The organism is Ensifer adhaerens (genome assembly GCF_000697965.2).
GTDB classification, from domain to species: Bacteria; Pseudomonadota; Alphaproteobacteria; order Rhizobiales; family Rhizobiaceae; genus Ensifer; species Ensifer adhaerens.
On sequence record NZ_CP015880.1, the window covers coordinates 544,881 to 557,276 of the forward strand.

9 protein-coding genes are annotated in these 12,396 nt (G+C 64.1%); 5 read left to right on the forward strand and 4 right to left on the reverse strand.

Annotation, left to right across the window (positions count from 1 at the left end):
• The first annotated feature begins 267 nt into the window (after window positions 1–267).
• A complete protein-coding gene (locus FA04_RS02510; RefSeq protein WP_034801454.1) occupies window positions 268–696 on the forward strand; it encodes a BA14K family protein in 429 nt (142 codons plus the stop codon).
• A gap of 131 nt (window positions 697–827) precedes the next feature.
• On the opposite strand, the gene FA04_RS02515 is transcribed toward FA04_RS02510, so the two are convergent.
• Together FA04_RS02515 and FA04_RS02520 are read right to left on the reverse strand one after the other, a co-directional pair.
• The gene (locus tag FA04_RS02515) at window positions 828–1,262 is read right to left on the reverse strand and encodes a VOC family protein (RefSeq protein WP_034801133.1); all 435 of its coding nucleotides are present in this window, start codon (window positions 1,260–1,262) and stop codon (window positions 828–830) included.
• A gap of 87 nt (window positions 1,263–1,349) precedes the next feature.
• A complete protein-coding gene (locus tag FA04_RS02520; protein WP_034801135.1) occupies window positions 1,350–2,339 on the reverse strand; it encodes a transporter in 990 nt (329 codons plus the stop codon).
• Window positions 2,340–2,628: 289 nt separating this feature from the next.
• Between FA04_RS02520 and FA04_RS02525 the strand changes: the two genes are divergently transcribed.
• From FA04_RS02525 to FA04_RS02540, 4 genes are all read left to right on the forward strand, one after another.
• Entirely contained in the window at window positions 2,629–4,410 is a 1,782-nt protein-coding gene (locus tag FA04_RS02525; RefSeq protein WP_034801137.1) for an acyl-CoA dehydrogenase, read from the forward strand.
• An 11-nt stretch (window positions 4,411–4,421) separates the two neighbouring features.
• A complete protein-coding gene (locus tag FA04_RS02530; protein ID WP_034801139.1) occupies window positions 4,422–5,174 on the forward strand; it encodes a crotonase/enoyl-CoA hydratase family protein in 753 nt (250 codons plus the stop codon).
• A 357-nt stretch (window positions 5,175–5,531) separates the two neighbouring features.
• Complete coding sequence (mcpU, locus tag FA04_RS02535; RefSeq protein ID WP_034801141.1) at window positions 5,532–7,631, forward strand: methyl-accepting chemotaxis protein McpU; 2,100 nt, start codon at window positions 5,532–5,534, stop codon at window positions 7,629–7,631.
• Between the two features lie 300 nt (window positions 7,632–7,931).
• A complete protein-coding gene (locus tag FA04_RS02540) occupies window positions 7,932–10,148 on the forward strand; it encodes a methyl-accepting chemotaxis protein (protein ID WP_034801143.1) in 2,217 nt (738 codons plus the stop codon).
• Between the two features lie 128 nt (window positions 10,149–10,276).
• Here the strand turns inward: FA04_RS02540 and FA04_RS02545 are convergent, their stop codons facing one another.
• The gene (locus tag FA04_RS02545; RefSeq protein ID WP_034801145.1) at window positions 10,277–11,527 is read right to left on the reverse strand and encodes a class I SAM-dependent RNA methyltransferase; all 1,251 of its coding nucleotides are present in this window, start codon (window positions 11,525–11,527) and stop codon (window positions 10,277–10,279) included.
• Window positions 11,524–12,294, reverse strand: a complete 771-nt coding sequence (locus FA04_RS02550; protein ID WP_034801147.1) for a TlyA family RNA methyltransferase — start codon at window positions 12,292–12,294, stop codon at window positions 11,524–11,526. The genes FA04_RS02545 and FA04_RS02550 overlap by 4 nt, the downstream gene beginning before the upstream one ends.
• Between the last annotated feature and the right edge of the window lie 102 nt (window positions 12,295–12,396).

The window sequence follows — 12,396 nt, forward strand, 5'->3', positions numbered from 1 at the left end:
CGTTGGTCGACGATGCGGCAATGCCTTGCTGCAGCAACGGGTGCTGGCCGCGCCACCTGATCCCGCAGGAGGCGGAAGATGGAACAAAACCGGTGACTTATGCGTTATCGGTCGATTTCGGATTTCCCGGCTGAGGGACATCCCCGTATCGGCCTCGGTCCGGGTGAAATCATGGAAAGGTTGAAATGCCGCGGCAACCCGAAACCGGGCCGCGCAAAATGCGTTCGGTGATGGAGGGATTTTATGAAGAACGTGCTGAAGTCCGGGATGAGCCGGTGGTTTTCCGTGGCCGTTGCGGTGGCTGTGCTGGCGACGTCGGCCGCCCCGTCGCAGGCCTTCACGCCGACACCGCCGCGCCTTGAGCGGCAGAGCGATGCACAGAACGTCCAGTATCGCCGACCGGGCATGGAGCGTCGTGGCGGCTATTACTACTACAACGGCTACCGCGGTTATAACTACCGCCGCCCTGGCTATCGCTACTACAATGGCTGGTGGTATCCGATGGCAGCCTTCGGCACCGGAGTGATTATCGGTGGAGCGATCGCCCAGCCGCCGCGCTACACGCGTCCTGCCCCCGTCTATGGCAGCCGCCATGTGCAGTGGTGCTATGACCGCTACCGCTCATACCGGGCCTACGACAATACCTATCAGCCCTATGGCGGCCCGCGCCGCCAGTGCTATTCGCCCTATGGTTAAAGGGTAGGCAGGGCCGGGCGCTTCCGCTCCTGGCCCTTTTTCGCCTGGGATCACATGAGGCCGCCATAGCTGCGAGCGATGGGCCTGGCCGATGATCGCGCCGTGCCTGGTGAGAACTTGTCCTGCAGTGGCTAAAGTTCTTGGGCGAGCCCGATGAGCAGCCCCTCGGGACCGCGGATATAGCAAAGCCGATAGGCGTCCTTATACTGGACCACTTCGCCGACCAACTGCGCGCCGCGTTTGCGGAGCCGCTCAACCGTATCGTCGACGTCGTCGACCGCGAGCATGACGCGGAGGTAGCCAAGCGCATTGACCGGGGCAGTCCGGTGATCGGCGACGACCGGTGCTGCGAGGAAGCGGGAAAGCTCGAGCCTGCTGTGGCCATCCGGCGTACGCATCATGGCAATTTCGACATGCTGATCGCCGAGCCCGGTGACACGCCCGGCCCATTCCCCGTCGATCGTCGCCCGCCCTTCGAGCTCAAGGCCAAGTTCGCGAAAGAAATCGATCGTCTCTTCGAGGTCTTCGACGACGATGCCTATGTTGTCCATTCGCTTGAGCGCCATGTTTCCAATCTCCACGGTGTCGTTCCGGTCTACGGGGACGTCGCTCCAAACAACACCGAACGCCTGGGGAGAGTTCCGACCGGTGTCTCAGAGAATGCCGATCCGCCGGAGAATCCACCAGGCAAAGCCCATGGAGAGTGCGATGAACAACGCCGCATAGAGCGTGCCGGTGCCGTCGGCGAAGGGCAGCGCCCCGGTATTCATGCCGAAGAAGCCGGTGACGAGCGTCGGCGGCAGGAGGAAGGCGGTCATCAGCGACAGGATGTAAAGATGCCGATTGGTCTCCGAAGAGATCTTGCTGTCGATCTCTTCATGCAGCAGACGCGCGCGTTCCTGCAGGGCGAAGACGTCGCGGTCGACCGCTTCGAGCCGGTCGGAAAGCCGCTCGGCGGCGTCGATGAACCCGGGCGGTACCTCGTCCTCATCCGATGCGCCCGCCCGCCTGAGCAAGGCGAGGATCGTGCGAAGGTGCCGATGCAGCCGCACCACCGTGCGCCGCAGCGGCGCAAGCCCCGGCTGCTGCCGATGCCCAGCCTCGCCATAAACATGGTCCTCGATGACGTTCAGATCCTCGGTCAGTTCCAGAACCAGCGAGATCAGCGTGCGCTGGAATTCGACGACGATCATCTCGAAGAGGTCGATCGGCCGTGCGCATTTCGTGCTCTTTTCCACCGCTGCCTTGACGCGGTCGATGCTGCGCAAAGGATGCAGGCGGGTGGTGATGATGATGCGGTCGCTGACGGCGAAATGCAGCCAGCCGATCGTCTTCGTCACCGCGTCGAAGGTGCGCTCGAAATCGACGAGCGTGCCGTGCACGATATCGTCCGAAACGGTGATGGCCGCCTGGGTATCGTGGCTCGTCAGCGTGGCGACTGCGAGCGGCGGCAGGTTGCCGATCCGCTCGATGAGCGCAGGCGTTCGCGCGTCCGAGAGCGCGAGGTGAACCCACACCCATCCTTCCCCGGATAGCAGGCTGTCGATCGAGGCGTCGGTGGCGATCCGCTGGCAGCGGCTTTCGCCCGGCAGGAAACGATAGGCCCAGACGATGCCGGGTATTTCAGGGGAAATCAGGTTCATCTGAACGCCTTGTCCAGGGTCCGCCGCCTGTTCCGATCCATCGTTGGCAACGGGAGGGAGGAACACGCAGCCATTCAAAGTGCTAAAGTGACAGTCGCGCGTCCAGCGACGACGCGCGGCACCATCTGTCTTGGCTTCTATGCGCCGTTGATGACAGTTTTGTTACGGGCGGCCGCAGCCCGATGTTCGGGAAGCCGACGGCAATTGACGTTGACGTTTACGTAAAAATCAATAGTGTTCGGCGCACGAGGCCGCGCCCGGCGCGACCTGGCTATCTGGGAGGATCATCATGTACAAGGCACCCGTCGACGAGATCGCATTCACGCTGAAGCACGTGGCAGGCATGGGCGATGCACTGCAATCGGGCGCGCTGGGTGATCTCGGTGAAGACCTGGTCGATGCCATCCTTTCGGAGGCCGGTCGGTTCGCGACGGAAGAGGTGGCGCCGCTTGGCGACATCGGCGACAAGCAGGGGTCGCGCCTCGTCGAAGGCAAGGTCGAGACCCCAAACGGTTGGCGCGATCTCTACCACAACTGGATCGCCGGCGGCTGGAACGGGCTGACGGCCCCGGAAGATTTCGGCGGCCAGAACCTGCCGCATATGCTGCACGTCGCCGCCATGGAAATGTGGAACGCCGGCTCCATGGCCTTCGCGCTTGGCCCGACGCTCACCATGGGCGCCGTCGAGGCGCTGGAAAAGCACGGTTCCGATGAGCTCAAGGCCACCTATCTGCCGAAGATGGTCTCCGGCGAATGGACCGGCACCATGAACTTGACCGAGCCGCATGCCGGCTCCGACCTCGGTGTGCTGAAGGCCCGCGCTGAGCGCCGCGACGACGGCACCTACCGCATCTTCGGCCAGAAGATCTTCATCACCTGGGGCGAACACGACTTCACCGACAACATCGTCCATCTGGTGCTGGCGCGCCTTCCGGACGCGCCGGCCGGCACCCGCGGCATCTCGCTGTTCCTCGTGCCGAAATTCCTGGTCAACGCGGACGGTTCGCTCGGCGAGCGCAACGATCTCTTCTGCCATTCGCTCGAACACAAGCTCGGTATCCATGGATCGCCGACCTGCACGATGATCTATGGCGACGGCAAGTTCGGCGCTGAAAAGGGCGCGATCGGCTATCTGATCGGCGAGGAGAACCGCGGCCTCGCCTGCATGTTCACGATGATGAACAACGCCCGTCTGGCCGTCGGCATGCAGGGCGTGGCCATTGCCGACGCCGCGACGCAGAAGGCGATCGCCTTTGCCAAGGAGCGCACCCAGGGTAAGGCGCCTGGCTGGACGGGGCAGGGCATGAGCCCGATCATCGAGCACCCGGATGTTGCCCGCATGCTCCTGACGATGAAGGCGCTGACGCAGGGCTCGCGCGCGATTTCCTACGCCTGCGCCCACGCCGTCGACATGGGGCATGCAGCCGAAGGCGAAAAGGCGAAGTTCTGGCAGGAACGCTCCAGCCTGCTGACGCCGATCGCCAAGTCCTTCTCGACCGACGCCGGCGTCGATGTCGCCTCGATGGGTATCCAGGTGCATGGTGGCATGGGCTTCATCGAGGAAACGGGTGCTGCCCGCTATCTGCGCGACGCCCGCATCGCGCCGATCTACGAGGGTACCAACGGCATCCAGGCGATCGACCTCGTCACCCGCAAGCTGCCGCTTTCCGATGGCGGCCACGTGCGTGGCTTCATTGCCGAGTTGCGCGAGATCGCCGCGGCAGTTCGCGCCTCGAACCGCGACGGTTTTGGCGAGACGGCTGCACGCCTCGATGCGGCGCTGGACGATCTTTCGGCCGCGACCGAGTGGCTGATTGCGGCTGTTGCCGGCGGCAAGCTCGCAGAAGCACTCGCCGGCGCCACCGCCTACCAGCGGCTCTTCGGCCTGGCGCTGACCGGCGCCTATCTCGCCAAGGGTGGTCTGGCGGACGTCAGCGATGGCAAGGACGATCAGCGCATTGCGCTCTGCCGCTTCACCGCCGAAAACCTGCTGGCCGAGACTGCCGCACTGAAAGACCGTGTCGTCAACGGTGCCGACAGCCTCGCCGTCGCTCGCGCTGTTCTGGCCTGAAAGGACCCATCATGACCGACCACGTGCTCATCGAACGGCCGGAAGCCCACCCCGGCGTCCAGGTGATCCGCTTCAACCGGCCGGAAAAGAAAAACGCCATCACGCGCGACATGTACGCGAAGATGACCAATGCGCTGACGGTCGCTTCTAGCGATCCGGCCGTGCGCGCCACCGCCTTTCTCGGCACCGATGGTTGCTTCTCCGCCGGCAACGACATGGCCGACTTCCTCGCCTTCGCCATGGGCGGTTCCATGGGCATAGAGGTGATCGAGTTCCTGAAGGCACTCGCGACCGCAACGAAGCCTGTCGTTTCGGGCGTCGACGGTCTCGCGATTGGCATCGGCACGACGATCCATCTGCATTGCGACCTGACGATTGCGTCCGAGCGCTCGGTCTTCAAGACGCCCTTCGTCGACCTGGCGCTGGTGCCGGAAGCGGCCTCCAGCCTGATCGCGCCGCGCATCATGGGTCACCAGCGGGCCTTCGCGCTGCTTGCCGCCGGCGAACCGCTCACCGCAGGCGAGGCCGTGGACGCGGGACTGATCTGGAAGATTGTCGGCGCGGACGCGGTCGAGCGCGAAACCCTGGCGCTTGCTGGCCGGCTCGCCAAGAAGCCGCCGGAGGCGCTTCGCATCGCCCGCGATCTCGTCCGTGGCGACCGCAGCGACGTGCTGGCGCGTATCGACGAAGAGGCGAAGCACTTCGCCGCGCAATTGAAGAGTGCCGAGGCGCGGGCCGCCTTCGAGGCCTTCATGCGCCGCTAAACCAGTTTGGATTTGTGATGGGTGAGACGGGTGCCTCTGTGCACCCGTTTTGCATTCGGGGGCAAGCTCTTACCCGGCCGGCGGTAAAGATCCCGTTGCCGCCGCCATCGCGAACTTGAATAGATCAATTTTAATTTGTTCTTAAATACCGGTCGCTAGCGTCCTGCGCGATAGGCCCATCCCTATTTTGGGATGGCCCCAGCCGCATGAAGCAGGGCTGGCCTCGCCTTCGGGCATGTTCAACGTTTTCCCGTCAGCCTCTGCGCGCCGTCTTCACGGACGGACGACGGATGCTGCGCGAAAATCATCAAGAGCTCATGTCCGGCGGCCGCCGCCGGCACCCATTGGGAGCCCACCTTGTCCAAGCGATCGAACCTCATGACGCGCATTCTCGTTGCCGCGTCCTGTGTCGTCGTCGGCGCTTTCGCCGGCTTTTCCGTTTACATCGACAGCCTGCAGCGCGACACGACCACCAAGGCCGTCGAGGAGAACATTGCCTCCTCCGGCACCCAGGCCGCGCAGAGCGTCGCCAAGTGGCTGAACGGCCGCGTCACGCTGACGGCGATGGTGGCTGATGCCACCGGCAACGTCGCGGATGACGGTGGGGTCCAGCCGATCCTGAAGAACGACGTTCTCACCAGCGAATTCATGTCGACCTATGTTGGCAACGAAAGCGGCAAGTTCATCACCTGGCCCGACAATCCGATGCCGGCAGGCTATGACCCGCGTCAGCGCCCCTGGTACCAGCAGGCCGTCAAGGCTGACGCTCGCGTGCTGACCGAACCCTATGTCGACGCGTCCAGCGGCGCGCTGATCATCAGCGCCGCCGTTCCGGTCAAGCGCGACGGCAAGCTCTATGGCGTTGCCGCCAGCGACTTCTCGCTCGATACCCTGGTGACGATGATCAAGGGCGTCGATGTCGGCGGTGAAGGCTTTGCCTTCCTCGCCAGCAAGGACGGCCAGATCCTGGTTCATCCCGATGCCAAGCTGGTCACCAAGTCGCTCGCCGATGCCTTCCCGATCGACACACCGGCAATCGGCTCCGGTATCATGAACACCGAGCTCGACGGCAAGCCGATGCTGGTGAGCTTCGTTCCGGTCCAGGGCCTGCCCTCGGTCGAATGGTATGTCGGCTTCGTCATCGACGCCGACGCCGCCTATTCGGCGATCGATCAGTTCCGCATTGCCGCGACCATCGCCACGATCCTTGCGGTCGGCGTGATGCTCGTCTTCCTCGCGACCTTCCTCAACCGCCTCGTCATCCGTCCTGTCACGGATATGACCAGCGCGATGGAGAAGCTCGCGTCGGGTAACCACAACGTTGCAATCCCCGGCGAAGAGCGGACCGACCAGATCGGCTCGATGGCCGCCGCCGTCGCCGTCTTCAAGGCCAATGCCGTCGAGCGCGCCCGCCTCGAAAGCGAGGCGGATGCGAACCGTTCGCTGTCGGAACGCGAGCGCCTGGAACGCGAGGCGCAGAAGGCGCGCGACGCTGCCGAAGTGCAGCAGGCTGTCGATGGTCTGGCAACCGGCCTCGGCCGTCTTGCTGACGGCGATCTGGCCTATCGCATCGACAATCCCTTCGCCGATCGTCTCGATCGCCTGCGCGCCGACTTCAACAATTCGGTCGCCAAGCTGCACGACACGCTCTGCGCCGTCGGTGCCAATGCCCGCGGCATTGATGCCGGCGCGACGGAAATCCGCTCGGCCGCCGACGATCTCGCCCGCCGCACCGAGCAGCAGGCAGCCTCGGTCGAAGAGACCGCCGCAGCGCTTGAAGAGATCACCACGACGGTCAAGGACTCCGCCCGTCGGGCTGAAGAGGTCGGCGCGCTGGTCGCCCGCACGCGTGCCGGCGCTGAGAAGTCCGGCGAAGTCGTTGCCAACGCCGTAGATGCGATGCATGCGATCGAGAAGTCCTCGGGCGAGATCTCCAACATCATCGGCGTCATCGATGATATCGCCTTCCAGACCAACCTCCTTGCACTGAACGCCGGCGTCGAGGCGGCCCGTGCCGGTGAAGCCGGCAAGGGCTTTGCCGTCGTCGCGCAGGAAGTGCGTGAACTCGCCCAGCGCTCGGCCAATGCGGCCAAGGAGATCAAGGCACTGATCACCACCTCCGGCAACCAGGTCCGCAACGGCGTGACCTTGGTCGGCGACACCGGCAAGGCACTGGAGACGATCGTCGCCGAAGTCCAGGAGATCAACAAGCACGTGAGCGCGATCGTGACCGCGACGCGCGAGCAGTCGACGGGCCTCCAGGAGATCAACACGGCGGTCAACACCATGGATCAGGGCACGCAACAGAACGCGGCCATGGTCGAGGAACAGACGGCGGCAAGCCATGGTTTGGCGTCGGAAGCAGCCTCGCTCAACGCACTGCTGGCCCAGTTTAACCTCGGCGATACGCAGAGCGTATACGCGGCAGCGACCAGCCACCGCCGCCGGGCAGCCTAGTCCTCGCCGACATTTGAGAAGCAAAAGGCCCGGGAGACCGGGCCTTTTCTTTGCGCAGTGCATCAGGATTCTCGCTTTTCACTGCAGGATCGCGAGTCATCCCCTTGTTTCTTAAGCTTTGATAAAGCGCTCGCGCATACCGTTTCTTCGCCGCGAAATGACTTCGCCCGCACGTCGCCTCCAGCATTCATCATCGCGATGTGCCCCAGACACCTGTCCCAATGCTCAGCGTGCCCGTCACGCAATCGATGATTTGGCCGCGCACGACCGCAACGGCGGAGGCGCGAGGGGAGACATACGGTGATCCTAAAGACTGCAACGGCAAGAAACATGTTCGCCATCGTGATGACCGGCCTGTTGACCTCCATGGTCACCGCCGCCGTCGTCTTCTGGCTCTCCTATCAGCAATTGCGCGAGCGCAGCATCGCCGAAATGACCAATGCCGCATCCGCAAGCGCGCGCAGCGTCGAGACGAAGTTTGCCGAGGCAAAGACGCTCGCAAACAACATCCGCTCCGCGCTCTATGCGGTAAAGGGCACCGGCGAGCCGTCGCGCGCCGAAATCGAAACCCTGATGAAACGCTGGATCGTCGACAATCCGCTTGCCGTCGGCATGAGCACCGGCTGGGAGCCGAACGCCTTCGACGGCAAGGACGCCGAATTCGTCGGCAAGCCGGGCCATGACGCGACCGGCCGCTTCGTTCCCTATATCGCCCGCTCCGGCGACAAGGTGATCCACGAGGCGCTCGCCGATTATGACAAGCCGGGTCCCGGCGACTACTACCAGATCCCGAAGAAGACCGGCCTCGACATGGTCACCGAGCCTTATGTCTACCCGATCAACGGCAAGGACGTGCTGATGACCTCGATCATGGTGCCGCTGAAGAAGGACGGCGCCTTCATCGGTGTGGTCGGCGTCGACATGGCGCTCGGCGAACTCTCGACCGAACTCGCCAAACTGAAGCCCTTCGGCACCGGTTTCGTCTCATTGCTCAGCAAAGATGGCAGCATCATCAGCCATCCGGATGCCAAGGTCCTCGGCAAGGTGCTGAAAGACACGCCGCTCGCGGGTGAGGGGTGGGGTGACCTCCTGAGCCACACCGGCCAGGCCTTCGCGCTGAAGCACACGGATGGCAGCGGGCATCTGGCCGTCGCCGTACCGGTCAACCTGCTGCCCGACACCGAATGGTACGTCGTGGTCTCGGTGCCCGAAGCCACGGTCTTTGCCGGCCTTTCGCATCTCGCGATGATTTCGATCGCCGTCATTGCCGTTGCCGCCGCGATCATGATCATCGTCGGTTGGACACTGGCGAGCCGCTTCCGCAAGCGCGTCGCCAATGTCATCGGCGTCACCGGCCAGATCGCCGCTGGCGAGACCGACGTCGACCTGTCCGAGGCCGAGCGCAAGGATGAGATCGGGGATCTCGCCCGGTCGCTGCGTGTCCTGCGTGATGCGACGATCGCCAAGATGCAGCTCGAAAGCGAGGCGGATGCGAACCGCTCGCTATCGGAACGCGAACGTCTGGAACGCGAAGCGCAGAAGGCGCGCGATGCTGCCGAAGTGCAGCAGGCCGTCGATGGTCTGGCAACCGGTCTCGGCCGTCTTGCTGACGGCGATCTGGCCTATCGCATCGACAATCCCTTTGCCGATCGTCTCGATCGCCTGCGCGCCGACTTCAACAACTCGGTCGCCAAGCTGCACGACACGCTCTGCGCCGTCGGTGCCAATGCCCGCGGCATTGATGCCGGCGCGACGGAAATCCGCTCGGCCGCCGACGATCTCGCCCGCCGCACGGAGCAGCAGGCAGCCTCGGTCGAAGAGACCGCCGCGGCACTCGAGGAGATCACCACGACGGTCAAGGACTCGGCTCGCCGCGCCGAAGAGGTTGGTGCGCTGGTCGCCCGCACCCGTGCCGGCGCTGAGAAGTCCGGCGAAGTCGTTGCCAACGCCGTAGACGCGATGCATGCGATCGAGAAGTCCTCGGGCGAGATCTCCAATATCATCGGCGTCATCGACGATATCGCCTTCCAGACCAACTTGCTCGCGCTGAATGCCGGCGTCGAGGCGGCCCGTGCCGGTGAAGCCGGCAAGGGTTTTGCCGTTGTTGCTCAAGAAGTGCGTGAACTCGCCCAGCGCTCGGCACAGGCCGCCAAGGAGATCAAGGCGCTGATCACCACCTCGGGAAACCAGGTCCGCAACGGCGTGACCTTGGTCGGCGATACCGGCAAGGCACTGGAGACGATCGTTGCCGAAGTTCATGAGATCAACAAGCATGTGAGCGCGATCGTGACCGCGACGCGCGAACAGTCCACCGGTCTCCAGGAGATCAACACGGCCGTAAACACCATGGACCAGGGCACGCAACAGAACGCGGCCATGGTCGAGGAACAGACGGCGGCAAGCCATGGCCTGGCGTCGGAAGCAGCCTCGCTCAATGCGCTGCTCGCCCAGTTCAACCTCGGAGAAGGGCAGGGCTCTTACGCAGGTGGGGGTGGATACCGCCGCCGCGCGGCGTGACGACGGATCGGCGTCCGCGGGTCATGCTAAGACGAGTGCAAAAACAAGAGGATAGCACGCAAGCGTGAATCAGTCTGGCAGACGCTTCAAGTCGAACGATAACGAAGGCCCGGGAAACCGGGCCTTTCTCATTTCTCCAGCGTGACCACCGCCTCGACATGGGCCGACCAGAGGAACTGGTCGATCGGCGTCACCGAGGTGATGCGGTACCCGGCGGCAACGAGGATCGAGAGGTCGCGCGCAAGCGTCACTGGATTGCAGGAGACGGCGACGACCTTCTTGACGCCGGAGCGGGCGATCTCGTGACACTGCACGTCCGCGCCGGCGCGTGGCGGATCGAAGACGACCGCGTCGAAGACCTTCAGTTCCTGCGCCATGAGCGGGCGGCGGAAGAGATCACGCTTCTCGATGGTGACGGGCTTGAGCCCCTGCGTGTTGCGAGCCGCCAGATCAAGCGCCTTCAGCGCCTTGTCTTCGCCTTCGACCGCATGCACCCGCGCCTTGCGGGCGATGCGCAGCGCAAAGGTGCCGCAGCCGGCAAAGAGGTCGGCGACGCGCTTGGACTTGCCGAGATGGTCGAGCACCAGCTTCGCCATTGCCTCTTCGGCCTGCGCCGTCGCCTGGGTGAAGCTGCCGGGCGGCGGCGAGACGGAAACACCGCCGAAATCGATGACAGGCTTCACCGGCTCGACAATGATCTCGCCATTGAGGCTGACGCGGGCGATGCCGCGCTCACCGAGCACGGCTTCGACCGTGCGGCGGCGCTCGCGGTCGTCGAGCTTCTTGATGCCATCGACCGAGAGGTCGAGGCCGGAGAGCGTTTCGAGCACGGTGATGCGGAACGGCTCGGCATTGACGGCCATGGCCGCGCCGACTTTGGCAATGGTGGCGAGCTTCGAGACGATACCCGGGCTCGCGATCGGACATTCCGAGATCGCGACGATATGGTGGCTTTCCGCCTGGTTGAAGCCGAGAAGCAGATCCTTCTCGGTCTTGCGGGCGGTGAAGACCGCGCGGCGGCGCTGGCCGGGCTCGGCGGTGATGAGCGGCGCCACCTCGGGAGTAAGCCCTTTCGACTTCAGGGCGGCGATCACCAGATCGCGCTTGAAGCCGTGGTAGAGCGTGTCGGAGGCATGTTGCATCGTGCAGCCGCCGCAGGTGCCGTTGATGCCGTCCGGCCCGAAGTGCCGACAGTGCGGTTCGACGCGCTCGGGTGAGGCTTCTCTCACCGACATCAGCGTGCCGTGCGATTTGTTGACGGCGAGCGCGACGCTTTCGCCGGGCAGGGTGAAGGGTGCATAGATCGGCCCGTCAGGACCTTCGGCAATGCCGTCGCCCTGAGCGCCCAGCCGCTTGATGGTGACGGCTTCAGTGGTCATGGCTTCTTGCCTGCCAGCAGGTATTCGACATTGCCGTCGCCGCCGGCAATGGGGGAGGGGATAAGGCCGAGGCTTTGCCAGCCCATGTCCTCGACAAGCCAGCGCTCGAGTTCGGCGGCGACATCAGGTGCGCTGTCGGGATCCTTGAGCAGGCCCGCCTTGCTGATGGCGTCGCGGCCCGCCTCGAACTGAGGCTTCACCAGCAGGATGCAGTACGAACCGGGAAGCGCCATATCGAGTGCCGGCGGCAGCGCGAGCTTGAGCGAGATGAACGAGACGTCCGAGACGACGAAGGTGACTTCGCGGTCGTCGATGTCCTCCTCGGTCATCGCGCGTGCATTGAGGCCCTCAATGCTGGTGACGCGTTCGTCACCTTCGATGCGCGGATGGATCTGGCCATGGCCGACATCGATCGCGACCACATGCTCGGCTCCACGCTTCAACAGCACTTCGGTGAAGCCACCGGTCGAGGCGCCGATATCGAGACAGCTTTCGCCTGCAGGGTCGAGCCCGAAATGATCGAGTGCCGCGACCAGCTTCAGCGCGGCGCGCGAGACATAGTCCTGCGCCGGGTCATCGATGGTGATCGTCACGCTCTCGGCAAACATCGACGCTGCCTTGGTGACCGTGCGGCCGTCGACCTTGACGGTCCCGCGCTGGATTGCGTCACGGGCACGCGCGCGGCTTGCGACCAGCCCCGAGTTCAGCAGCAGCTGATCGAGGCGGACCCGGTTCTTGTGTTCTTCGTTCTGGCGATCTTCTGACATGTGTTTCTCATGGCGACTTGCCGCCGCAATGGCAAGCCCCCTGTGCTCGCAGCCATCGAGCCCTTCCTGCAATTCCGTCCGGAAAAGCAAAAACCCCGGGGA